The organism is Roseivirga sp. 4D4, from assembly GCF_001747095.1.
Lineage (GTDB): Bacteria > Bacteroidota > Bacteroidia > Cytophagales > Cyclobacteriaceae > Roseivirga.
This window is the reverse complement of record NZ_MDGP01000001.1, coordinates 358783-384632: the sequence shown is the minus strand read 5'-3', so window position 1 is coordinate 384632 and position 25850 is coordinate 358783. Positions and strand designations below refer to the sequence as shown.

General features: G+C 41.2%; 22 protein-coding genes. 12 read left to right on the top strand and 10 right to left on the bottom strand.

Translation table 11 applies throughout. The features are described from left to right. Nucleotides 1-116: 116 nt before the first annotated feature. Entirely contained in the window at nt 117-809 is a 693-nt protein-coding gene (locus BFP97_RS01645) for a response regulator transcription factor (protein WP_069840747.1), read from the bottom strand. Continuing rightward, nucleotides 809-2131, bottom strand: coding sequence for a sensor histidine kinase (locus BFP97_RS01640; RefSeq protein ID WP_139135149.1), 1323 nt, complete (start codon nt 2129-2131; stop codon nt 809-811). Before BFP97_RS01640 ends, BFP97_RS01645 begins: the two co-directional genes overlap by 1 nt. A gap of 173 nt (nt 2132-2304) precedes the next feature. Here BFP97_RS01640 and BFP97_RS01635 point away from each other — a divergent pair, with 173 nt between their 5' ends. Continuing rightward, nucleotides 2305-2886 carry a rhodanese-like domain-containing protein gene (locus BFP97_RS01635; RefSeq protein ID WP_139135148.1) on the top strand — a complete coding sequence of 194 codons (582 nt, stop codon included), beginning with the start codon at nt 2305-2307 and terminating at the stop codon, nt 2884-2886. 3 nt (nt 2887-2889) lie between these two features. Further along, nucleotides 2890-4326, top strand: coding sequence for an aminotransferase class V-fold PLP-dependent enzyme (locus BFP97_RS01630; RefSeq protein WP_069840744.1), 1437 nt, complete (start codon nt 2890-2892; stop codon nt 4324-4326). Between the two features lie 36 nt (nt 4327-4362). On the opposite strand, the gene BFP97_RS01625 is transcribed toward BFP97_RS01630, so the two are convergent. From BFP97_RS01625 to BFP97_RS01615, 3 genes are all read right to left on the bottom strand, one after another. Continuing rightward, complete coding sequence (locus BFP97_RS01625) at nt 4363-4665, bottom strand: hypothetical protein (protein WP_069840743.1); 303 nt, start codon at nt 4663-4665, stop codon at nt 4363-4365. Between the two features lie 87 nt (nt 4666-4752). Beyond that, nucleotides 4753-5442, bottom strand: coding sequence for a response regulator transcription factor (locus tag BFP97_RS01620; protein WP_083262375.1), 690 nt, complete (start codon nt 5440-5442; stop codon nt 4753-4755). Continuing rightward, nucleotides 5439-6764, bottom strand: a complete 1326-nt coding sequence (locus tag BFP97_RS01615) for a sensor histidine kinase (protein ID WP_069840742.1) — start codon at nt 6762-6764, stop codon at nt 5439-5441. The genes BFP97_RS01620 and BFP97_RS01615 overlap by 4 nt, the downstream gene beginning before the upstream one ends. Nucleotides 6765-6915: 151 nt before the next feature. On the opposite strand from BFP97_RS01615, the gene BFP97_RS01610 reads away from it, so the two are divergent. The 10 genes from BFP97_RS01610 to BFP97_RS01565 all read left to right on the top strand — a co-directional run bounded on the left by BFP97_RS01610 (nt 6916) and on the right by BFP97_RS01565 (nt 20978). Next, on the top strand, nt 6916-9288 hold the full coding sequence (locus BFP97_RS01610; RefSeq protein ID WP_069840741.1) for an ABC transporter permease: 2373 nt from the start codon (nt 6916-6918) through the stop codon (nt 9286-9288). Further along, the gene (locus BFP97_RS01605) at nt 9281-9499 is read left to right on the top strand and encodes a hypothetical protein (RefSeq protein WP_069840740.1); all 219 of its coding nucleotides are present in this window, start codon (nt 9281-9283) and stop codon (nt 9497-9499) included. Before BFP97_RS01610 ends, BFP97_RS01605 begins: the two co-directional genes overlap by 8 nt. Nucleotides 9500-9591: 92 nt before the next feature. Further along, on the top strand, nt 9592-10386 hold the full coding sequence (locus tag BFP97_RS01600) for a hypothetical protein (RefSeq protein ID WP_139135147.1): 795 nt from the start codon (nt 9592-9594) through the stop codon (nt 10384-10386). A gap of 3 nt (nt 10387-10389) precedes the next feature. Then, the gene (locus tag BFP97_RS01595; RefSeq protein WP_069840738.1) at nt 10390-10716 is read left to right on the top strand and encodes a PadR family transcriptional regulator; all 327 of its coding nucleotides are present in this window, start codon (nt 10390-10392) and stop codon (nt 10714-10716) included. Between the two features lie 6 nt (nt 10717-10722). Then, a complete protein-coding gene (locus BFP97_RS01590; protein WP_069840737.1) occupies nt 10723-13284 on the top strand; it encodes an ABC transporter permease in 2562 nt (853 codons plus the stop codon). 195 nt (nt 13285-13479) lie between these two features. Then, nucleotides 13480-15456 (top strand): mucoidy inhibitor MuiA family protein, encoded by a 1977-nt coding sequence (locus tag BFP97_RS01585; RefSeq protein ID WP_083262374.1) that lies wholly within the window; start codon nt 13480-13482, stop codon nt 15454-15456. A gap of 118 nt (nt 15457-15574) precedes the next feature. Further along, nucleotides 15575-17173: an amidohydrolase gene (locus BFP97_RS01580; RefSeq protein WP_069844152.1), complete on the top strand. Its 1599-nt coding sequence runs from the start codon at nt 15575-15577 to the stop codon at nt 17171-17173. Between the two features lie 26 nt (nt 17174-17199). After that, nucleotides 17200-17799 carry a hypothetical protein gene (locus tag BFP97_RS01575; protein ID WP_069840735.1) on the top strand — a complete coding sequence of 200 codons (600 nt, stop codon included), beginning with the start codon at nt 17200-17202 and terminating at the stop codon, nt 17797-17799. Nucleotides 17800-17962: 163 nt separating this feature from the next. Then, nucleotides 17963-18304 (top strand): PadR family transcriptional regulator, encoded by a 342-nt coding sequence (locus BFP97_RS01570; protein ID WP_069840734.1) that lies wholly within the window; start codon nt 17963-17965, stop codon nt 18302-18304. Beyond that, nucleotides 18294-20978, top strand: a complete 2685-nt coding sequence (locus BFP97_RS01565; protein ID WP_069840733.1) for an ABC transporter permease — start codon at nt 18294-18296, stop codon at nt 20976-20978. The genes BFP97_RS01570 and BFP97_RS01565 overlap by 11 nt, the downstream gene beginning before the upstream one ends. Before the next feature lie 24 nt (nt 20979-21002). Here BFP97_RS01565 and BFP97_RS01560 read toward each other — a convergent pair whose 3' ends face one another. From BFP97_RS01560 to BFP97_RS01535, 5 genes are all read right to left on the bottom strand, one after another. Continuing rightward, entirely contained in the window at nt 21003-21656 is a 654-nt protein-coding gene (locus BFP97_RS01560) for a response regulator transcription factor (RefSeq protein WP_069840732.1), read from the bottom strand. After that, nucleotides 21649-22449 (bottom strand): sensor histidine kinase, encoded by an 801-nt coding sequence (locus BFP97_RS01555; protein ID WP_069840731.1) that lies wholly within the window; start codon nt 22447-22449, stop codon nt 21649-21651. Before BFP97_RS01555 ends, BFP97_RS01560 begins: the two co-directional genes overlap by 8 nt. A gap of 643 nt (nt 22450-23092) precedes the next feature. Continuing rightward, a complete protein-coding gene (locus BFP97_RS01545) occupies nt 23093-24034 on the bottom strand; it encodes a hypothetical protein (protein ID WP_069840729.1) in 942 nt (313 codons plus the stop codon). Nucleotides 24035-24103: 69 nt separating this feature from the next. Further along, nucleotides 24104-24919, bottom strand: a complete 816-nt coding sequence (locus BFP97_RS01540; RefSeq protein ID WP_170827380.1) for a glycosyl hydrolase family 18 protein — start codon at nt 24917-24919, stop codon at nt 24104-24106. Between the two features lie 88 nt (nt 24920-25007). Then, a complete protein-coding gene (locus BFP97_RS01535) occupies nt 25008-25841 on the bottom strand; it encodes a hypothetical protein (RefSeq protein ID WP_069840727.1) in 834 nt (277 codons plus the stop codon). Nucleotides 25842-25850 lie beyond the last annotated feature (9 nt).

The window sequence follows — 25850 nt, the reverse complement described above, 5'->3', positions numbered from 1 at the left end:
AGCGTAGACTAATTAACTCTAGAGAGAATTAACATAGACATAATACAAGACACAACTAAATGCTTTTCAGTTGCAAGAGATTCCTTTCAATAAGCTGTCTGTTCAAGACTAGTAATCTATTGGTCTTCCAAAACAAAACCCTTGCCGTGGACATTGGTAATTTTCACCTCAGGATCTTGGCTTAGGTATTTGCGGAGCTTAGAAATGAAGACATCCATACTCCTCCGATTGAAGTAATCGCTCTCCCCCCATATTTCTTTCAGTGTAGTTTGCCGATCTAGAATCTGCCCTTTCCTTAAGCAAAGCTGCTTCAATATTTCAGCTTCTTTGGTGGTAATCGTTTGTTTTTCCCCTTTGAAGACAAGTGTTTGATTAGGATAGTCAAAGCTGTATTGGCCGATCTGGTAGATTATGGATTGATTCGCTTGTCTGTGCAAACCACTCCTTTTCACGATAGCATTGATCCTGGCAATCAATTCTTCCTCATCTACTGGCTTAACGATGTAGTCATCGGCACCTGCCTTGAAGCCTTTCAGTTTATCAATTTTCAAGGCCTTAGCCGTAAGAAAAATCAATGGCACTTCAGGTGATCTACGTTTGATCTTTTCAGCCAGTGTAAACCCATCCATTTTGGGCATCATTACGTCTAATATGCACAAATCAAATGAGCTTTCTTCGAAGGTATCTAGTCCTTGCACCCCATCCTTAACCCAATTTACTTCGAACTCATGCACCTTAAGATATTCTTTAAGGATATACCCCAGATTATCATCATCCTCTACCAATAAAATACGGACTTTAAGGCTCATTATCTCACAGGTAAGTATATGTTAAATTCGCTTCCCTCATTCTTTCTACTATTAAGATTAATCCGGCCTCTATGTGCCTCAATTACACTTTTTACATAGCTTAAACCCAATCCAAAACCCTTCACATTGTGTAAATCACCCGATCCTGCACGGTAGAATTTGTCAAAAATAAACTTCTGCGTATGCTCACTCATTCCTATACCGTTGTCTTTGATAATGAGCGTAATTCCTTTATCCGTTCCCAAAGTACTTACCAGAATTTCAGGTTGACTCTCAGTATACTTCACGGCATTGTCTAAAAGGTTGTAGATAATATTATTCAAATGGGTTTCGTCAGCAAAAATCGAGGGGTTCTCGGCATTCAAATCTAGTATCAATTGCCCCTGTTTTTCATTGATGATCAGCTCAAAATTCTTAGATACCCTTTCGATTAAATCATGAAGATTTAACTGCTTCTTTTCAAGTTTGAAATTACCTGAATCGATAAGTGCCATCTGCAGAATTTTATCAACCTGACTCTTCAGACGCTTACCTTCATTGTCGATAAGTTCAGTATACTTCAATAAGCGATCAGACTGTTTTACTTCATCTGATTTTCTTAGCAATCCCGATGCAAGAGATATTGAAAAGATTGGAGTTTTGAACTCATGCGTTAGATTATTGATGAAGTCATTCTTCAGGTCTGATAACTTCTTCTGCTTATTAATGGTAATGACTGTATAAGAAAAAGCCGCAATTAGGATAAGTAGAAGTAATAAGGAAGTTCGTAACAAAGGTCCATTCTCACCCACGAAACCACCCAACTCGTTGGGGTAGTCGATGCTTACATCAAGGGCCGTATACTCCCCATCACCATGCTGACCATGCCCCATCCCCACATTTGGCCCACAGAGACACATAAAATAGTCATGACCTACAATCTCCTCGATTCGTGGATTACGCGCCCTTTCCTCTTCTCCAGAATAATGGTAGCAACGCCTGCTCGCTCCCATCAATACTTTAAGTTCGTAGTCAATATTGAGTTTATTGAGGTCAAAAACATCATCAATATTTCGCTTTAAATTGACTAGAATGGGGTCTTTTGGCGCATCTTCGAAAGACTCTAACACAAAATACTTTTCTTCTCCTTCATATGAATTGACCAGGTCCCTCAAAACCTTATCCTTGCGAATAGCATCTTGTAAATCGCTGATATATTCGGGTACCAGAAGTTTGAATTGCTGCTGATAAACCTCTACATCAGCCCTGATCAGCTTCAATTGTACGTTTAGCAATCCTATCACAGAAAGTGCTACTGCACCTATTACTATGTATATGGTCAATTTAGAAAGCCTCACTGTATAGTATTTCTTCGAAATTAAAGATAACCCGACAGATTCTGAATGGCTTAACCTTTCGTTAACACTTTTAACAGATCATTGGCTAAGCTTAACATCGCGTTCGCCCTTTGGCTTTCATTCTGGTCATAGTTTTGGGGAAACTTAAAACAACAGAAATGAAAGGTCAAAAACTCAAAAATACGCTCGTTGCAATAGGCGTGTTACTGGCAATTGTCATTCTTACAACCGAGCCGGTCAAAGCTCAGGATAGCAAACCACATTATAAGTGCACACCCTGTGGCTGTAGTCAAGATGATGTTCTTGTCGCTGGTCCTGGAAACTGCTCAAGCTGCGGTATGAAGTTGATCAACATTCACAATCCCGATGAAGGTTTGGCTTACAATAATCTCAACAGCGCACAAGTTTGTGAGTTGCTTGAAAAAGATCCAGATGTAATATTACTAGACGTGCGTTCTGAAGGTGAATTCACACAAAGAACTACCAAGATTGGAAGGTTCAAAAATGCCCTCAACATACCTGTTAGCGAAGTTGCCGATCGCATTGATGAACTAAAACAGTACAAGGAAAAAACTATTCTCGTATACTGTTCAATAAGTGCCAGAAGTCCAAGAGCCAGTGCTGTTTTAGCTGAAAACGGATTTAAGAAAATCAAAAACTTAATGGGAGGACTCAATGCTTGGAATGAGCAATCGCTTGAGAAACTACCTTGCCGAGACACATACACGACAAAACAATAGGTCATGTTAGAACTGCTCAAAAGTATCTCCCGCATTGGTGATCAATTACTACCAAAAAATCCATACAAGTCCTTTATCAGTAAATATCCAGCATTCCAACAGACGCATCATATTGATGAATTAAGATCAAATGACTTTAAACGCTTAGATGAACAAGAACACACTTATTTGGACTTCACTGGTGGGCAACTTTTTGGAGAAAGTCAAGTGCGGAAGCATCACGACTTTCTCTGCAACACCATTCTTGGTAATCCGCATTCCATCAACCCCAGTTCAGCTCTTGCCGAGGAACACATACAAGCCACCCGAAGAAAAGTACTGGACTACTTCAATGCACATGATGACTACATATGTGTGTTTACTTCAAATGCCTCAGCAGCCCTAAAAATCATCGGAGAATGTTATCCCTTTGACCAACAAAGCAGGCTCTTAATGACTTTCGATAATCACAATTCTGTCAACGGCATTCGAGAGTTTGCGAGGAAGAAGAACTGTCCTTTTTCATACAGTCCTTTGACCAACGAACTCAGAATAAACGAGGAGCAGCTCAACTTAGAACTATCCAGAAGGGGATTGAACAAGTTATTTGCCTTTCCTGCCCAATCCAATGTATCGGGTGTTAAACATGACCTCAGTTGGATTAGTAAGGCGCAAGAACAAGGTTGGGACGTACTCTTGGATGCTGCGGCATTTGTACCTAGTGACGAGCTGGACCTTCAAGTGTATCAACCTGAATTCGTCTCCCTCTCATTTTATAAAATCTTTGGCTATCCCACGGGGCTAGGTGCTCTACTAATTAAGAAAACAGCTTATGACAAATTGCAAAAACCTTCTTTTGCCGGAGGCACTATTACCATTGTGAGTGTTCAAGGCGATGGTCACTACTTAGAAAAACAAGCAGCACGCTTTGAAGAAGGCACGGTGAATTATTTAGACATTCCAGCGATCAAATTCGGCCTGGAATATATCGAAGCGATAGGCATTTCGAATATTAAAAACCGGGTCAACTCTTTAACCGGGTACTTGGTAGATAAATTAACAAGGCTCAGGCATGCTAACGGAAAACCGCTGATCGAAATCTATGGACCTAGAAATATGAAAGGTCGTGGTGGAACCATTGCCTTGAATTTCTTTGACCCCGATGGTGTAATGCATGACTTTCTGTCTCTCGAGCAACAGGCCTTTGAACGCAACATCTCTATCCGAACAGGATGCTTTTGCAATCCAGGTATAGATGAAACTAATCACCAACTCAAAGCTGATAAACTCAAGGCTTATTTCAATAAAGAAGGCCAAAAAGACTACTTCGATCTGATAGAGTTTATTGGTCAAAAGAGAGGAGCTGTCCGAGTGTCCATTGGCTATGTCACGAATTTCAATGACCTTGAAACATTTTTACTCTTTTGTAAAACCTTTCTAAATAAAAAGGTCGCTTTATAAAGAATAAAGCGACCTTTCAATAAGCTAATGGGACTTCTACTCTCCCTCATTAGGCTCAGTAGGAACATGTTTCAGCGACTCTTCGATAGCAGCTTTCTCTTCCTCTTCCGTCATTTTAGGAATAGGCTTGACTGCGGCTAATTCCTTTTTTACAGCTTCGTAGAGCTCTTCGCTCACATGGTCGGGGGCCTGTGCTTCTGCAATTTGCTCATCAACTGAGGGTGCAGTAGGTTCTTCAACCTTATCCAGGCTTGCTAGAAATTCATCTTTTAATTCTTGTGTGGGTAGGCTGTCGAGAATAAATTGTTTGTTCTCTTCTAAGCTTTCTTTAAGTGCCATAGTTTTTGTGCGTTTAAAATATATGTGAATTGATTTATGATTAAAAATAGTGAATTCGACTCAAAGCACAACAAAAAGTAAAAGTGCTCAAGCCTCTAGCACAAACCCTTTGCCATGCACATTGGTGATTTTTACCGTTGGATCGTGCTCTAGGTACTTTCGCAGTTTATGAATAAATACATCCATACTTTTTCGATTAAAAAAATCACTCTCCCCCCAAACCACCTTCAAAGCTTTATTTCTATCAAGTACCTGATTCTTTTTCTCACAGAGCAACTGTAATAGCTTAGCCTCTTTACCAGTCAACCGTTGTATTTGCTCATTGTGAATCAAGGCTTGATTGCTTGAATCGAAAAGGTATTCACCAATGGCATACACATCATCATGATATCCATTCGAATGTTCTCGATTCGTTCTTTTGATCAAAGCTCTCACTCTGGCAATAAATATCTCCTCGTCAATAGGCTTTACTACAAAGTCGTCACAGCCTATCCTAAAACCCTTAAGTTTATCGATCTTAAGACTCTTCGCTGTTAGGAAAATAAAAGGTACTGACCGATCGTGGTCTTGAATCTCTCTGGCGAGTGTAAAACCATCTTTCAATGGCATCATAATGTCCAAGATACATAGGTCAAAGTCATCGCTCTTAAAAGTGGTCAAGCCTGCTACACCATCCCGCTCCCAGGTCACTGAAAAGTCATTGATCTCCAGGTATTCTTTTAGAATGTAACCGAAGCTTTCATCATCTTCAACTAGTAGAATTTTGCCTATCATCATACTGAAGGAAAGTACATTCTAAATTCGCTGCCTTGGTTTACCTTACTAGTCAACCCAATATTCCCACTATGTGCCTCAATTATCTTTTTTACATAGCTCAATCCCAAACCGAAGCCCTTCACATTATGGAGATTCCCTGATTCTGCTCTATAGAATTTGTCAAAAATGTATTTTTGAATCTCCTCCCCGATCCCAATACCATTGTCCTTAATGATTATTTCAATACCGCTTTCACTGTCGAAAGTCTTAATAGAAATTGTCGGTACATCGACTGTATATTTCGAGGCATTATCTACCAGGTTGTAGATCACATTGACTAAATGAGTTTCGTCTGCCATTACGATGGAATGGCTGGCATTAAGGTTGAGTTCTATACTACCCTTACGCTTGCTCACTACGAGTTGCATACTCTCGACAACTTTGGTGATCGCCTCATGAACATCCAATTCCTTTTTGTTCAGAGAGAAATTACCAGAGTCAATCATAGCGATTTGAAGCACTTTATCGACCTGACCTTCCAGGCGTTTACTTTCATGTTCGATTAGGCCTAGGTAATTCGCCTTTTTCCTTTCATTCTCATCGACCGAATCGCGCTTTAGCATACTGGTTGCCAATGAGATAGATGCAATAGGTGTCTTAAACTCATGCGTAAGGTTATTGATGAAATCATTCTTTATGACAGAAAGCTTTTTCTGGCGTTGGATAATGACTAGTGTGTAGGCAAAACAGCAAAGCAAAAGCACAATGAAGACAATAGAGAGGATCAAAGCCCCGCTGGATTGTGCAAAAACATAGGAGTCCTGGCTCGGAAAGAATACAGCCAAATGATACTCACCGTCCTGGTCATTACCATTTGAGCATGTTAGTACAGTCCATGAATGTCCTCTCTCTTGAGGATTTTCACAGCTGGCCAGTTCAAAATCCAAACTGCTCCCCTCGTCTCCCAGCACAAAGCTATAAAGGCCATCTTCTCTTCGTGTTTTAGAGTGCTCGTAGACAGCGTACTCATAGGAAAGATTCAACGAGTATGTCTCAAAAACCCCATCAATCAGAGTTCTGAGTTGTTGATCCACTTCCGGATCGTTTAGCCCCCCATTTTTCTTCACGCGCTGTGCAGCCTTGTGCAAAAGTTCAGCATAGGCTGGAGTCTTGGAGAAGCGTTCACCAATCATCCCAGAACAGAGGTCAACTTTCTGCAAAAAAATCTGCTTATGCGTCTCCATGGATGAATTCAAGTTCTTGACTTGAATCATAGATAAGCCCAGAAGCGCAATAGTGGCCAAGCCGATAACCAAGCCGATGGATTTCTTTGATAAGTTCATGATATCAGTAGATCGAAAATACGTGATTTAAGTGCCTTATGTTAGAATTTAACTTTTGCTTAACCATTTTAATTTTTCGATAAACAAGCTTAACTCCCTTTTAATCCACTCATGATTCGACCACGCGTATGTTTGAAGAAACAGCAGCCCAATGGTCAAAATATTTTTCAATCTTCTCCTACGAAACTTCCTCAAACACAAACTCCTTAACAGCTTCAATATTTTAGGTCTCTCTTTAGGCCTCACAGCTGCCATCTTGATAATTTTCTATGCTGATCACCAGCTGAGCTATGACAGCTTCCATAAGGATGCCGAGAACATTTACAGACTAGAAGCTACAACCAACACACCTGACTGGTCTTCTAACCTTGGTTTTGAGCATACCCGCGAACTTGGAGCCGGCACATACCCTGAAATTCGAAATATCGTTCAGGTCAACAATCAGGGTGAGACATACATCTCGGCAAATGGAAAACGGTGGGCTGAAAAGAGCATCAAAAAAGTGGCGCCCGGAAGTCAGTTCTTTCAACTGTTCGACTTTGAAATATTGGAGAGGGTGAAAGACAACGTATTGGAAACCCCGTATTCGGTCATATTGACCCAGTCGACTGCTGAAAGATATTTTGGAGATACACCCGCCATCGGTCAAGTAATAAAACAAGATTCTATTTCGATGCTGGTCACCGGTGTAATAGCCGAAATTCCGTCCAACTCTCATCTCAGCTTTGATATACTCTATACTGATCCTGTTTCTTTTTCCAATAACCACTTTCACACCAACAGCTATATACAACTGGTAGATGGCGCCAAAGCCGAACAACTAGAGGCTAAGATTCTTGCTATGACGGGTGTCGCCTTTAACGAATTCCATGAACTGTCCAATGTCAAGCTTCAACCCCTTGAGGATATTTATTTCCATTCACAAGCGAGTTTTGGAGCTGGTGGAAAAGGGGATCAGCTTCAGTTAATCGTATTCATTGTAATAGGATCGCTCATTCTGTTGATATCAGTTTCCAACTACGTCAATTTATCGTTGGCGATATATTCGAATAAATCAATGGAAGTGGGCATGAGAAAAGTACTGGGAGAATCTCGTGTCAAAATCATTCAAAACTTTTTCTTAGAAGCCCTCTCTACTTCTCTTTTGGTAATCCCCCTTGTGGTTTTAATTCTCCAGATCACCCTACCCCTTTTCAATAGCTTCATGGGGTTGGAGATCCAAAATCAACTAGCGATTAATCCCACTTATTGGTTTGTAGGCGTGTTATTTCTGGCATTCCTTAGTGGACTTACAGTAGTTTACCCAACGCTAACACTTACACGCATAAAAACTGCTGACCTTCTTAAAAGCAGAAATGCTGTGCATACTTCAGGGGGAATTAAGCTCAGGAACATTCTGATTTTCTCTCAATTCATCATGCTCTTCGTTCTCGGAATATCTGCATGGTTTATGAATCGTCAGATCAGTTATTTGGATAATAAGGACATGGGCTTTGATGCACGGAATATTGTCAAGATTACAAATGCCTTTGATATAGGCGACATGAACGCCTTCCAGCTTTATAAAACCAAACTCCTTTCCTACCCACAGATTTCTGGAGTTTCATTTGGCCCAATGATGGGTGATGGTATGAATCCTCTAGCCTACAAGCCTGAAGGTGAGGACGAGATATTTGAGAACCTCCTCTCCTATGGTGTTGACATCGACTACTTTGAGGTTATGGGCATGGATATTTTGGATGGTGATTTCAAAACTGTACTTCTTTCATCTGAGGCTGGTCAGGTGATCTCCCTGGTTAATGAAAGCTTCATCAAGAAATACGGTTGGGAAGATGAACCTATTGGGAAGAAAATTATCTTAAGACCCGGTACTGAAAATGAGTTGAATCGTAAAGTCTCGGCAGTATTTAGAGACTTCCATTTCTTCAGCCTAAAAGAAAAAATCACGCCTCAGATCATATCCTTAACACCTCAACCCCAATTTGTTAACACCAACATCCTTGTTAAGGGAACCACGAATGACAGTCAGGCCATCGTAGACATTATGCAGAAAGAATGGAATTCCATCAAACCCAACCTACCGATGCAATATGATTTCATGGATGATGCGGTGAAAAGGCTCTATATAGAAGAAAAAAGAACGGGTAACATCAGTGTTATCTTTTCCCTGCTTGCCGTACTCCTTTCCGTCATGGGCTTGATTGGATTTATGGTTTACATCATTGGTCTCAAGTCAAAAGAAATAGCCATCAGAAAGGTTTTGGGAGCTTCTCTAGCACAAATTGTTACTTTTCTCAATCGACAGCTTTTCTTAATTATCCTACTTGCTGCTGTCATAGGCAGTGCCCTGAGTTTTTGGCTCTTACAAAGTTGGTTAAGAGATTACGCATACGCCATTAAACTAAGTCCTGTGACTTTTGTCATCGCTGCTATGGCAGTATATGGCATTGTCTTTCTTATCACTTGCATACAATCTTTCAAGTCAGCCTTGTTAAACCCCACTTTAGCCTTGAAAAATGAGTAAAAAGCACAAATGGATCTTTTTAGGGATGATTGCCATTCCCTTCGCAATTGCCTTGGGTTTCAGAGCTTTTGATAACTATCAGTTTCATCAAAAAATCATTACTAATAGAGAACAACAGCCTGATAAGTCATTTACTCCCTCCGATGATGACTGTATACATTTCCTACTAACATTTGGTGAAAGCCTGGATAAACTCAAGTCCAAACTCTAAGGAAAAATCAGTACCATCCATTTGCAAAATCATTTGTACAACAAAATAGTAAGTAATTCGTAAATTGACTGTAAAGTCAAAAAACTTACAAGATGAATCGCTTACTTAAAACCATATGGATAATCATTTTTCTCATACCGATAATACCCTGCAGCGCTCAATCAGGCACTGATAAGCTTCTAAAAATGACTCTCATCTCGCAAAAAGTGGGAGACACATGGGTTCTCAAACAATCAGAACAGTTTCAGTATACTTCCTTTGGACAATTAAAGTCTCACACCATGTCTCTTTTGAAGGATGATCAATGGATTAATAGTAGCAGATTACAATTCGAATACGACTCCATTAGCCATTTAGAAACGCTCCGTTACTGGCAATTGTGGAAAGAAGGAGAATGGTCATCAAACCTTCGATTTAGACCAGTAAGAGATCCTAATGATCGACTCATTGAAGAAAAAGTGGACAAGAAGGATGAATCAAATTGGTTGCTAGCAAGAAAAAACACAAGCTCATTTTCAGAAGTTGGAGGGCTGAAGCAAGAACAAGTATACCTGAATCTTAATGGAGATGATTGGGAATTCAGTTGGAAGGACATTTATACGTATAACGAAGGGAAACTTGTAAAGAAAGTTGGATATAGCTGGAAAAATGGAACCTGGGCCAAGGGGATGATCATCAAGTATTCGTACAATTTGGATGGTCTGAGAACTGAAGAGTTAATGATCAGAGTAATTAATGGAGAAGAATCCAATTGGAGGAGGACTTCATTCTCTTACAAAAATGGACTCAAGACGTTTGCAAAATTAGAAGTATCAAAAGATGGTCAATGGGTCGAAAATCAGCTTCACACTTTCACTTATCTAGATCAAAAATTTCTAATCAACTGATACATGAAAGGTAATTATCTCGGTGAATTTGAAGAATTAGTTATGCTCACCTGTGCCTACCTGAAAGATGAAGCTTATGGCATCAACATTGTCGAAGAAATAAAATCAAAACTGGATCGATCCGTAAGGCTTAGCGCGGTTCATATGACTCTTTATAGACTAGAAGACAAGAAGTTAGTAGAATCACATATGGGCGGATCTACTACTCAAAGAGGTGGTAGAAGAAAGCGAATTTTTAGGATTACCAGTGCTGGCATGGAAATGCTAAAAACCACACAGAGAGGGCGCATCAGTCTATGGAATCAAGTACCTGAACTTAAACTCAATTGATCCAAGATGAAAACACCTCACAAATGGGTTCTTAAATTAATTCATAGGATATGCCCTGAAGAATTACAAGAGGGTATCATAGGAGACCTCATTGAACAGTATGATATCAATAGGAGTCGCTCAAATAAGTTCATCGCCAACTGGCTATTCATTTTCAATGGACTTCAATTTATCAGGTTGGGCATGCTCAAAAGGAGACATCAATATCGAAAACCAAACGCAACATCCATGCTTCTTAGTTATCTCAAAACCACCTTCAGAAATATTCGAAAACAGTCTGCATATTATTGCTTCAATTACATCGGGCTCACTTTGGGGTTGACTTGTTGTGCTTTGGCCATATTATATGTTCGGTACGAACTCAGTTATGACGATTTTCATCATGAACCCAAAAACACGTATCGTGTTACGGGCGAAATTAACAACCGAGCATGGTTCCCTTCTATTCAGGATATATATGCCGAAAGGCTCATGAATGGTACTTTTCCTGAGATCAAGAAAGTCGCAAAGTTTAGGAGAACACCCCAGCAATTTGCCATTTATGGAGATCAACGCCTACCTACTCGCACTTTAGTCACCAATCCTGGGTCTGAATTATTCGACATCTTGAATTTAGAATCCTCAGAAGGCAATCCAAAAGAAATGCTAGCTGAACCTAATTCCATTGTAATGACAGAAAGTTCAGCGAATGCATTGTTGGGAGATTCTCCACATCTCGGCAAGATCATTAAATGGGATTCGCTAACACTTAAAGTGAGCGGCATTCTGGAAGACATACCCGACAATAGCCATTTGACTTTCAATGCCCTCATTGCAGCTGACATACAGTTTTACGGAGTCTTCACTTATATGATATTGGAAGATGATACGGACCTCAATGCGCTGGAGGAGAAAATTGTCTCATTAGATATCCCTGACAATCAGTTCCCAATTAAAGAAATCGCACTTCAACCCATTGAGGCAATTCACCTGGCTGATCCACTTACTTTTGAACTAAAACCACCAGGTGACAAAGGCTACCTCTATTTATTTTCCAGTGTGGCCCTCTTCATACTCATCATTTCTTGCACCAACTATATCAATTTATCCACAGCAATCTATGCAGGGCGCACAAAGGAAGTAGCCATCAGAAAGGTTTTGGGCAGCTCAAAAAGGAATCTCAATTTCCAATTTATGTCAGAATCGTTATTGCTAGCATTTCTCACTTTGCCGCTTGTGATACTGACGGTAGAGCTATTACTTCCAACATTCAGGAATTTTGTAGATGTACAACTGAACAACGAATTTTTAACCTCTCCCCAACACATAGCCATGCTGCTGGTGATCACACTCTCAGTTGGTCTCATAGCCGGTATTTATCCAGTTGTTGCTATGAACCGATTCTCACCCCTGAAGCTTTTTCGAGGTAAAAACTTTGTTGGATCGCATAAAATGTCATTGAGGAAAATATTGCTTACCATTCAATTCACTTTACTCATCTTCTTAAGTGCTGGAGCCTATTTTATAAATCAACAGCTTCGTTTCATACGTCACAAAGACCTCGGCTTTGCCAAAGAAGGCATCATCAAAGTTTCAAATGCTTACAACATTAGATCAGGGGAGCAATACAATGCGATTAAGACCCAAAGCTTATCAAGTCCGCATGTTCTCGGCTTCACAACAGGTATGCCTCCTGGGACAGAGAATTATGGACTGCCTTATCAGGCAGAAGGGCATGAAATAAGAAACGATGCGCTATCCTTCGGCACCGATCCGGACTTTTTTGAAGTAATGGAAGTAGAAGGAGTATCAGGAGAATTTTTCGAAAAAGGACCTATGGACTTACCAAGGCTTTCTCTTCTAGTTAATGAAAAATTTGTAGAAACAATGGATTGGAAAGACCCAATTGGAAAGACCATCACGCTCAGCCCAGGTCGAAACAATCAAAGAGATAGAATAGTAGCGGGCGTCTTCAAAGATTACCATACCCTTTCGCTACACAATGAAGTAGTCCCTCAATTCATTTTTGTCAGAAACGGATTGGCAAGCCCTTCTGAAAACATAATGGTCAAAATTAACATGAAGAACATTCGATCCTCCTTAGAAGCTATTGAGAAAGCCTGGTACTCGGTGTTGCCTGATGTCCCCATTGAGTACGAATTCATGGAAGAAGATATTCAGGCTGCATATGTTCAAGAGCAAAGGGTAGGAAGGCTCAGTGTAATCTTAAGCACCTTAGCCGTGCTCCTAGCCATCATGGGTCTAGTAGGCCTTGCCGCCTATATGGCGCAACTCAGAATAAGGGAAGTTGGTATTCGAAAGGTTCTCGGGGCATCCACAAGGCAGATCATGCTCCTTCTAAATAGAGAGTTCACAATGTTGGTGGTTCTGTCAACCATCATTGGTGGAGCTTTATGTTATTATATGCTGGGAGCTTGGTTAGATACCTTTGCCTATCGAACGTCCATAGATATACTGGTATTCCCGGCAATAGGAGCCCTAATCTTTATCGTTACCTTTTTGACAGTCAGTGCTCAGTCTGCAGGAGCCGCTCTCCAAAACCCTGTAAAGGCACTTAGACATGAATAACTGAAGAATTATCGACTCTCAATCTGGAGAAACTCAAAATTTATTTCGGTCATTATAGGGGTTAATTGGTTTTTATATTGTTTGATTGGTAAGGTGGCCGCCTAATTCGATTTAACAACTCTTATTATGGAATAAGTGTTGAACGCGCATCATATGTACGATGATGCAAAATTGTAACCCTTAAACTATCGACTTATGAGAACTTCAGCATTACTAATGGTAATGTTCATGGGCGTCTATTTTGCCCATGGACAATCAGACATCGAATCCAAATTAATCTCAGCCAAAGTTTATACACAAGGGGCCGAACTAAAACGGTCCGCTACATTAAACCTTAAAAAAGGGAAGAATGAATTTAAGCTGTCCAAACTATCAGCGAACCTGGACCCAAAGACAATTCAGGTAAGCGGAGAAGACATCACAATACTTTCCGTTCGGCATGAAAAGGATTTTATAGAAACCAATACCCCTGAAAAAGTTGAAAAGCTTTTAGCTCAGAAACAGTCTTTGATGGATAAGATTGAAGTGCTGGACATGAAGGTATTCGTCTTAAAAAAAGAAGCCGAATTACTCTCTAAGAACATGAAAGTGATCGGCACTGAGGGCACTAATGGAGAAGACTACCAAAAGGCTTTAGAATACTTTTCAAAGAAGTTCGAAGTCAATACTAATAAGGGCTTTGACTTGAAACTTGAAATTCGAAATCTTAAAAAAGAAGTCAACGAGATTGACAAACAGATCAACTCATATAATGTGGAAGAGGACGAACCTACTTCAAACATTTTTCTGGTGATTAATTCAGAAAAGGACATGAAGCGCGATATCAAGATCAGTTACGCAGTTTCAGAAGCTGGTTGGTTTCCAGCCTACGACATCAGAGCTACTACTGTCAACCATCCTTTGTCTCTCACTTACAAAGCAAGAGTATTCCAGAACACGGGTATTGACTGGAAAGAAGTTAAGCTGACCCTCAGCTCGGGAAACTTGGAAGTTAGTGGTACAGCACCCGCACTGATACCACACTTCTTAGGGAGAAATAATAGAAGAGAATACGTCTATTCTGGACGAGGTAATGTCTCAGGTAGGATCTCTGGCTCGGATGATGGTTTGCCCCTACCACAAGTGAGTGTGTTCGTCAAGGGCACTACTTTAGGCACTGCGACAGACGCTAATGGTTACTATAACCTCCAGGTACCGAACGGATATAATTCGCTGGTATATAGGTATCTCGGATATGTGACTGAAGAAATTGCCATCCAAGGCAGGCCAATTATCAACCTAAGTCTAGTTCCGGATGCCACATCCTTGGGAGAAGTAGTCGTAACTGGAGTTGCAGCGGCCACCCCAGAGAAGAAACTCACTTTTAGCGTGGGCAAAATTAATATGGATGATGAGTATGTCTACTCTGGAAATTCGGGTAACACCCTGAATGGCCGAGTAGCGGGAGTTAAGGTTCGTCAAGCAAGTGAAAGCATGAATCCCACATTCCAAATTCGAGGCGCAAGTCAGCTGAGAGCTCCTAGGCGTGAAAACAATCCATTGCCGGTGAATCAAATAAATTATCAGACCACTTTTGTCTATGAAATTGAGCATCCATATGACATCCCAAGCACCGGCCAACCAGAGGTGGTCGACATTCAAACTTTAGAGGTAAATGCCAACTACATTTACTCTACCAGTCCTAAGGCTAGGGAGAATGCTTATTTGGTAGCCGAAATTCCAGAATGGGAGAAATTGAAACTGTTAGATGGCGAATCGAATCTCTACTTTGAAGAGAGCTTTGTAGGTAAATCGATCATTGACACCAACATTGGTAAAGACACGCTTGATATCTCTTTAGGAAAGGATGAAGGGATTGTGGTTAGTCGAAAGCGCTTGAAAGAATTCGAAAAACAGAAGTTCTTCAGCAATAAGAAGCGAGATGAACGAAAATTCGAAATAACAATCGTAAACACTAAGTCAACTGACATCAACATTAATGTTTACGACCAAATACCCGTAGTGCCTAACAAGGACTATAAAGTTATCGCTGATGACTTGGCAGAAGCCAAGATTGACAAGGAAACGGGTTTATTAACCTGGCACATCAAGCTAAATCCTGGAGAGAAAAAGGTGATTCAATTCAGCTATAGTGTTGAATACCCTAAGTACATGGATTTGGATATTGACTAAACGAAGAACCACCGAAGTCACTTTGAGGCTTCGGTGGTTAAATTTTCCATTGGTGTATTCCTCGGAGAACCTCATACATAATTTTCTTATTTTGGTTGAATCAACCTTAAAGAAAATGATGGATAGATTCAAGCAAACCCTCTTCACCCTATGCTGCCTTGCACTTATCGGCAGCTCAGCATTAGCGCAAAAGAAATATTCTAAAAAGCAGATTGAAAGACTCAAAAATGAGGCTTCCGAGATTGTTGCTTCAAATGCTAAGCAGACTCAGGTGATGATTGACAAAATCTTCAGCTTTGCCGAACTGGGGTTTCAAGAGTTTGAATCATCAAAATACCTTACCAATATCCTGACCGAAAATGGCTTTGAGATCACGGAGTCCGTATCTGGCATCCCAACCGCTTGGTTTGCCAAGTGGAGTAATGGTGAAGGGCCAACCATAGCCTTGGGCAGTGATGTGGATTGCATCCCGAAGGCTTCTCAATATCCTGGAGTAGCTTATCACAAGCCGATGGTTGAAGGAGCACCTGGCCATGGTGAGGGGCACAACTCAGGTATCCCATTAAATATCACTGCTGCTTTAGCAGTAAAGGAGATCATGGAGCGAGAAAACATCGGTGGTACCTTAATCCTTTGGCCTGGTATTGCAGAAGAATTGGTGGCAGCCAAGGCATGGTATGCCCGAGATGGCATGTTTGACGACATTGACATGTGCATTTTCACGCACGTAAGTAGCAACCTTTCAGTTTCTTATGGCCAAGCTTCAGGTACGGGGCTGATCTCCGTAGAATATACTTTCGAAGGAGAAGCCGCCCATGGAGCAGGCGCCCCCTGGCGAGGCCGCAGTGCACTTGATGCAGTTGAGTTGATGAACGTAGGTTGGAATTATAAGCGTGAGCATTTACACCCATTAAAGAGGTCACATTCCATTATCACGGATGGTGGTGATCAACCAAATGTGGTACCCTCAAAGGCATCCATCTGGTACTACTTTAGAGATGTTACCTATGAGGGTATCATGGACATGTACGCTGACGCCAATAACATCGCCAAAGGAGCTGCCTTAATGACCGATACTGAAATGACCTCTAGAATTTTAGGGACAGCATGGCCTCGTCACTTTAACAAAGTCATTGCAGAAACCATGTATGAAAATATAAAACAAGTGGGTCTTCCAGAATGGTCTGAAGCGGATCAGCAGTTGGCCAAAGCGGTTCAAAAAGAAGTGGGATCTACCAATCCAAGAGGACTTAATACAAAACTTTCTTCTCTTGGCTTGCCAGTAACAACTCCTAGAAGCGGTGGATCGGACGACATTGGAGATGTCAGTTGGAAAATCCCCACCGTGACTATGCGATTTCCTTCAAACATACCAGGACTTCAAGGCCATCATTGGAGTAATGCGATTGCTATGGCCACTCCTATTGCTCACAAAGGCGCGACTAACGGGGCGCAGGCAGAAGCAATGACCATTTTGGACTTTCTCCTGAAACCCGAACTTGTAGATCAGGCCAAAGACTATTTCAATAATGTTCAAAGCAAGGAAACTAAGTATAAGCCAATGATTTCGGCAAGTGATATGCCACCTATTTACCTCAATAAAGGAATCATGGATCAGTTCAGACCGCAATTGGAGAAGTTCTACTATGACGAAAACAAGTATGCTACTTACTTAGAGCAATTGGGTATTACTTACCCGACCGTCAAAAAAGAATAACTAGATTAGCTCAGCAATAAAAACACATGAAGTTAAAGTCACTTTTAGCCCTAGTATCTGTTGTGGTCTTAACCTTATCCGGTTGCACTGACTATGCAGAGGATCCCTTTGAACCCTATATCCCGATTGCGCGCATATATGTCTTTACTTTGGAAGACGGGTTCATAACTTATGAAGGTTTCCAATCAGTCACGCTCGAAAGAGATACTCAAAATCCTAATTTCCCATTTGAACTGACTACTTTTTCATCCGGTGATTCGCTCATCCAGGAGTTAAAGCATATACCAAGTGCAAAAGTTCTGGCAAGTGGCTATGCTCTGCCTGAAAGTGACTCACCGGGACAACTTCATGACATTCGATCATTTTCAGAATATTATGAATACTATGATGATTATTACAGAAAGGCGTCAAGACCTGAATTTGATCAAGTAGAAATCATTGGGCGACCTATCTCAGAAACAGAACTTGACTTCCCTTATATGTGGGGAAGATTAATCAAAAACTCATATTTCAACCGAGATATGAGCTCACAAAACGTTAGAATTGGGCTAGCCCAATTTGTTCCATTCTCAGACTCGGATGATCCTAATGGATCAACATTTGTGTTTATCACTTACACCTATTGATCATTTAGGAAAGACCCCATCCCTCTTGTACCTGCTTGTCTATTCCTTGTAGCAGTGATTCCATAACACCCTCCTGTTTTACGAGAAAAAGTAACACATCATTATAAAATTCGTAAATGAATACATTATATTTAGTTCGTAAATGAATGCAAAATAAATATCAATGAAGGGATCATACCTTGGGGAGTTTCAGGAAATCGTACTCCTATCCGTACTGGCTTTAACCAATGAGGCCTACGGAGTCAAAATCCAGAAAGAAATTGCAGAAAAATCAGGACGCAGCATTAGCCGTGGTGGATTGCATAGCACTTTGTCTCGATTGGAAGAAAAGGGCTTTTTGGAGTCTAAACTTGGCGAAGCAACAAAGGTGCGCGGTGGAAAAAGCAAGAAAATCTACTCTGTCACTAACCTTGGCAGAAATGCGCTTATGGAAGCAGAAGCCGTCCGAAAAGAATTCCGAAAATCAATTCTTGACCTCAACTGGATGAAATTCGGTGCTGCCTGAAGAACACATACCAAAATTTCATCATTGGCTCTTTTCAGTGCTTTGCAAAGAAGAGCTCTATCACGAGCTCGCAGGTGATCTGGAAGAGACCTTTGCAGAAAACTATCAGCAGCTAGGCGCAAAAAAGGCCAAGTCAATTTATAGAAGAGAGGTGCTCAAAATGCTAAGGCCTTCAGTCATTCGAAGATTTAAACTATTACCGACATTAAGCCCATTCGACATGCTAAAAAACTATTTCAAGATCTCAATAAGGAATATCTGGAGAGACAAGGAGCATTCCTTCATTAGTATTTTCGGTCTGGCCACAGGGATAGTCGCCAGCATCTTGATTTTTCAATATGTCAATTTTGAATCGAGTTACGATTTGATGCATGATCAAAGCGATGGTGAAATCTATCGCCTTTCTAGAATCTCTACCGATATGGGGTCGGGAGAAATAGATTCTAAAGCATCAAGTCATTATATGGCGATCCAATCCACAATTGGAGATGACTTGCCAGAGGTGAAACATGCCACCCAGCTCTTTCCCCTACCAGGTGTCCTTACCCATGAAACACAAGGATATAATGCCGAAGACATCTACTTTTCTACCAGTTCCTTCTTCGAAGTTTTCGATTTCAAACTCCTAAAAGGTTCAGCTAGCGACCTGGATCAACCTGGCACCATCTTCCTTTCTCAAACCGAAGCTATACGCATATTCAGAACTGAAGATGTGCTTAATAGAGTAATTACTTTTAATGCTACAGGTTTTCCTTGGGAATTGGAAGTACAAGTGAAAGGCGTCTATAAAGACCTGCCGGAAAACACACACCTCCCAAATCCTCAAGCTTTACTCTGTGTCAAACAATCCAATGAAAGGATGGCTGCATTTTTTCCTCAAATGGATGAAAATGAGTTGAAATGGCGACTGACTGGCTACCACACCTATATTAAAGTATTACCTGATACAGACGAGTCAGAACTATCAACCAAACTCGTAGAATGGATCAAGACTTATCGAGCCCCTTTCAACGCCAATCAGGGTAGAGAACACTCTATAAAAGCACACGCTCTTCGAGACATCCATTTTATTAAAGATTATGACGATCAACTTAAGCCTGCTGGAGACCGAAGCATTATCAACCTATTCAAGATCATTGGTGTGCTGATCGTCTTAATCGCCTGGACAAACTTTGTTAATCTGGCCTCAGCCAAAGCAGTAAAACGTGCCAAAGAGATAGGCATTCGAAAATCACTTGGGGCATACAAGAAACAACTCGTTCAACAGTTTCTGTTGGAAGCCATTATGATCAACCTTATGGCACTATTACTCGCCATAGGCATTGTCATCTTAGTCATCCCAAAATTCCATCAGCTCGTTGGATCGCAGGCATTTGACTATTTCGATAGCTTTATTCCCTTCTGGTCGACCTACCTAATCGTCTTCCTATTAGGATCTATCATCACCGGTCTCTACCCTGCTTTGGTCCTTACACGATTTGAGCCGATAAAAGTATTAAGGGGCAATTTTGCCAGTTCCACGCAAGGCACTTCTCTAAGGAAGTCACTCATACTTCTACAGTTTGCCATTGTATTAGTGATGCTCTCGGGTATCATGGCCATTAGGTCTCAAATTCAATTTATGATGAATGCCGATATGGGCATGAACATATCCCAGACCCTAGCCATAGAAGGACCTCCGGGTTATTTAAGGGATTCTACTTATGCCCAGAAGACTCAGGCTTTTCAGGGAGAAGTGGAAAGGAATTCAAGTGTAAAGGCGACTACGCTATCTTCCATATTACCGGGCATCCGAAATAACTTCTTCCAAACCACCAATCGGCAGGATAGACCTTCAGGTGAAACCGTAATGCTTTATCGCAGTTTTGCTGATCACGACTATGTAAAATTCCACGATCTGGAAATCATCAGTGGAAGGGATTTTGACGAGTCCTTAATCGGAGATCAAAACGTCATACTACTGAATCGTGAGGCAGTAGAGCGATTTAATTTCGAAAGCCCCGAAGATGCGATTGGCAAGCGGCTGGATTTCTCGAACAATGTTACTCCCCTCATTGTAGGCGTAGTGGAAAACTTTAATCAAATGGGGATCAACTTTGCCATTGAACCCCTGTCGATCGAGTTGATTAATGGAGGTGGCAACTTTATCAATGTGCGTGTGGATACAGAAAACATCACTGAAACCATGCAGTTTCTAGAGAAAAGCTATGAAGCCTTTTTTCCTGGTTCACCTTTCGAAGCTTCCTTTGTTGACCAGAACTTCAACGCCCTATATGAGTCTGACCAACGCTTCAATCAAGCCCTACAATTCTTCGCCCTCGTAGCAATTTTCATCTCATGTCTGGGCATATTCGGTTTATCTTCTTTTTTGATCAACCAAAAAATGAAGGAGGTGGGCATTCGAAAAGTATTGGGTGCTAATATCATGGAGATCATACGCGTCCTGACGACAGAATACATTTGGTTGATCGCGATATCTACTCTTGTTGCAGTTCCAGTAGCCTATTTACTGATCAATAATTGGCTCGACAGCTTTTTAGTTCGGGTAAAACTAGATCCAACCTTCTTTATTCTGCCCGTTGTCGGACTGCTAATGATCATACTCATCACCATTGGCAATAAAACCCGAAAAGCAGCTTTGACGAATCCTTCTAAGACATTGAAGAGTGAATGAGCTATTTGGTTCGATTGTTAAAAACTAGATATCAATCAGGCCTTCCTTCACAGCCCGAACGATTAACCCTGCCGTATTTTTAACGCCAAGTTTTTCGATAAGGCTTCTTCGGTGACCTTCGGCAGTTCGTGGACTGATAAACAGCTTCTCAGCAATCTCCTTGGCCGTATATTCTTGACAGATTAATTCCAGGACTTCTATCTCTCGGCTGGTTAAAGTGACATTATTTTTGAGCACTGGCTTTTTTGGACTATGATTTTTCAAGCCCCCTAACATGGCTTCTGAGACTGCCTTGTTGAAATAGAAGCCTTCTTCCTTTACACTCCTAATCGCTTGCTCAAGTTCTTCGGGACTGGTGTCCTTCATTAAATAACCGTTCGCACCCAATTCCATTAAATAGGCTATCATCTTAGCATCACTATGCATGGTGAGAATTATAACACCCATTGATGAGTAAAGGGAGCGAACCTCTTTCAAAACTTCGATACCATCCATTTCAGGCATATCAAGATCAAGTAATAGGACATCAGGGACTTCTTCCTTTAATCGGATTATCAGCTCCTTACCATCAGCCACTTCAAAGCATATGGAGATCCCTTCCATTTGATCTATCAAAAAATGGATACCCTCTCTGAAGAGTTTATGATCGTCTGCTATCGCTACCTGAATATTAGTCATCTTTCTGTGTGTCTTTTGTTATCTCAGATGTCAGTTCAATAGAAATTCCTTTCTCAGTCTCATTGAAAATCAGCTCCCCATTCATTAGGCTCAACCTACTTTCAATATTGCTTAAACCCAATCCTGGCTCATGCTTGCCACTGGCCATGCCAATGCCATTATCGTTATAGCTCAACTTCAGTTGATCGCCATTTCCTGACATATGAATTGCTATTCGGTTGGCATTCGCATGTTTGAGGGTATTATTGACCAATTCCTGAATGATACGATACCAGTTCAATTGATACTCCTTCGTCATTACCCCTTTCCAGTCACTCTCAAATACCATTTGAACCTCTCCAGAGGCGTTCAATTGATCTCGGATATTAGCTACGGCTTCTTCCAACCCTAAGGTCTCTAGGACTACTGGTCTGAGGTCATGTGAGACCCTTCTTACGCTCGCGATAGTTCCTTCCAGCAAGTCAAAGACTTTGTCCTTTAACTCGGTAAATTTCTCCTTGGGGGCATTCTGCGCAAGGTGCCTGAAATAGAGTTTGGAGGTGGTGAGCATGGCCCCTACTTCATCATGCAGATCTTTGCCAATTCGGTTACGCTCCTTTTCCTGACTTAGAAGGTTGGCTCGCAACAATTGTTGTTGATATTCGGCTTCCTTTTGTTGATGTTCTTTTTGCTGTTTTAGTAATCTGCGTTGGTAAACTAAGAAAAAAAGCACCACACCTAGGGCTAGAAAGAACATTCCTAACATACCGATTAATATAACATCCGAAACACCTATTTCTGCGGACTCACCCATAGTGCTAAAGCATAAAAAACATTAAGAATGATGTTGAATAATATATTCAAAGCCCATAGGCTAATAGACACCTTCGCAGTTTCCCCCAATCCGGCTACATAATTGACCATAACATAGAGTAAAAGAGTGCCAGAATAATAAATAAGGACCCCAGTATTTAACCAAAACATAGGAGTTCTCTCTAAGGCTAAAAGTGCAGTACCTCTCAAGAGCTGATGAAAATATGTGATTGACAAGAGTATGTATAGGACACTTGAAACAGTTATAGTGTTTGAATTAAACACATCGAGAGGTTGAATAAATAGACTATTAAGCACCGCAAAAAGCAAGAAACCTATTGAAATGGCATTAAAGACCCTCCTTGTAATAACCTCCTCAAATACTCTTTTGTAAATCCTTAATACCACAAGAAAGGTACATGGTACGAACAGATGATAAACCCAGAGATTATTAACCCCTCTCATTCTCAAGTAAGTGGCTAGCGCCTCGTTAACCAAAGCAATTAGGACGATAATGAAGACCAACCTCTGTAGGTAGTTAAGCCTTTGAAACTTAATAACTCCAATTAACAATGGGATGCATATCACCAAGTAAAAGTATGAGATGTAATTGTTTATGAATTCAAATAAAACATCCATAGTTATCAGTCTGGTGGGCACGGAGGTTGTCCAGGAGCACCACAACAAAATGGTGGACAAGCATTGACGAAATCTAAAAAGGTTGTTTCATCTCCTTCGTCATCCTCTTTCTCTATCTCTTCCCCTTTCTTTCCAGCCGCTGCTTTCACTTCTGTATTACCTGTACCAATTTCTAGGATCAGGGTAAATAAGTCGTCATTATAGTAGAAATCTGCCGGGTTAACCGCAAAGGTTATGGCGATTTCACTGGTCTCCTTGAGGATAAGCTTGAGTACTTCCAAGTTGTATCCAATAATGGGATACTTCATCACCCTGACCGCCACTCGGTTAAAGGGATCACTAATCTCGTTGACTACGTTATGAAGATTTATGGGTGGGTTACCCTGACGACCTCCTTCAAGCCAGCCAGCAACACCTTCAATAATATCCTCCAAACCCTTCTCCTCAATATCAGAAACATCCGTCAGCTTTTGGGACAAAAAAAGCTTTTCAATATCACCAGGTGTTTGCCCCAGCCAATTGACAGCAAGGTGGTCTCTCACCACAGGAAGGATTCCATATCGCTTAGCAGGTCTAGCTGATGAATCCCGAGCAGCTTTACTCAAGGTTCGGGAAGCGCTTTGAATAATGTCATTGGTACCGTAGTAGCTTTTGTTGCCATCGTCATCTATGGTCTCAAACAACACCGAGATTGCGTTGTCGGCTATTGCCATACACATCGCCAATTGCGGGTATTTCATCTTTGGCATTTCCTGAGTTACAAACTGCAACAAACCTGAATCAATTTGTCCGAAGCTCACCCCGCGTTGACGATGGAACTGCCCACCATTGCAATTTTTGCAATCTGCTGCTTCAAACTTTTGAAAGCAGTTGAATAGCTCGTTTCCTTTGCATTCCGCCCAGGCCATTATCTGTGCCTGGGCTTCATTATTGCCTATCTTCTCCATAAGTCTCTGATTTAAGTGTATTTATTCAATTACAAATTAAGAAATCGTCCGTATTATCACAGTCTTCTATTACATCAGACCGTTCATGTTTTCATTAATTATTGAAGCCCACGTCCACTGGGGATGTCCTGAGTATTCTTCACAATCATTGTTCAAAGCAAACTCCATCATACCGCAGTTATCGGTTTGTGCAGCAAACTTGGCCGCCTGCTCTACCTGCTTCAAAGCAGTGGACATACCATTCTGATAATCGACCCCAATACCCAAATTCACTTGCTCCACATACTGGGAGTATGTATCGAAGAGGACTTCATTATCTGTTGCGCTATTCCAATAGGCCATGGTATTCAGCCAGTCTAAATCTGTCCCTGCGGAAGATAAAATGGGTTTTTCCTTAGTAGGTCTATAGGCAGCAACAGACATCCTCGAAATGTTTTTTCCGGAACTGTCCGTGGTACCCTTTGGCCCCAGTACTTTTCTAAATTCCTGGATGAGTTCAGTAAAAGTACTAGCCCAAATATCATCTGGCATTCCTGACTCTAAATCAATATCCACACCATTCAAGCCCCATTCTCCATCGATTACTACATCCTTAAAATTCTGCACATAAGCAGGAATATCCACTTCGTTCCACTGAATAGTAGATGAATCCATAATACTCATAAGCACTTCCGTACCCTGAGCCTGTAATTGCCTCGCCCAGGCAATCTGATCTTTTGCAGGATAGGCCTTGGTCAGAAAATTGAAACCAACTGATGTACCATCAGGAGCAGCTCCTGCCACAAATAGTGTAACTGTATTTACATAAGGTGGAGTGACTCCAAGCGTATTGCCATTAGGTTGATAGCCCATCCAATAGCCATTAAACATTTTATCTTTTTTCATCATATTAAGGTTTTGTGAATTGTGTTTTGGTAATGAACCCGAGACTCATTTGCTCCCGGGTTCTGATTTGGTTAAAAGTTGAGGGCGATTAGCCTCCGTAAACACCAATCTCATTGATGAATAATTGCCCGGAAGCAGATGCATCCAAACTCAATTCGATGGTATTGCCACCAGCTTTCAAGGCACCTGAAGGTATCGTCTTTGTAGACGCTTCAAAGCCGCTGTTCTTAGGGTCCATCTGCCAGAAGGGCTTGCCATTGACAGTAATGGTACTTGGTGAATTTGCTTTGCCATTGACTAATGCAGAAGCAACATCAACAGTCAAGTCTACATCAATCGCCTCGGGAAGATCCAGTTGAAAGCGCATGAAGCCACCATTAACCAGTAATGACCAGGTTCTAAAGTCTGCTCTGTATCCGGCACCCTGATAAAGTGGCATAGAAAGCTGTGCCGACTGAGAAGGGTTAGGTATTGTCAGGTTAATAGACTGGTTTGCCAGTACCGCCTGGTCAACACCTGTCGCATTTATGAATAGCTGTGTAGTGGCAGATTGATCAAGGCTGACTAGTACCTCGTTGTCACCAGAAGTCAACCTATCTGCTGGAATTGTCCATGTGACCTCATGAAAGCCAGGGTTATGATCACTGTAAGACTTGACAAGTGTCTGACCATTCACTGTAATCGTGATCGGACAATTTGCTTTACCATCTACCAAGGCCGCAGCAACGTTCAAGGAAAATGCAACTGGAATTGCATCAGCAAGAGAAAGATTGAACTTCATAAATCCTCCTCCTTCGATTAAAGACCAGGTCTTGAAGTCAGCTCTGTAGTCAGCCCCCTGATACAAGGGTAATGAAAGGTTGCTCGTTGCTTTTGGATCAGCAACGGAAAAATCAATAGTTTGGGCATTAAGTGTGCTCATTGTATTTGT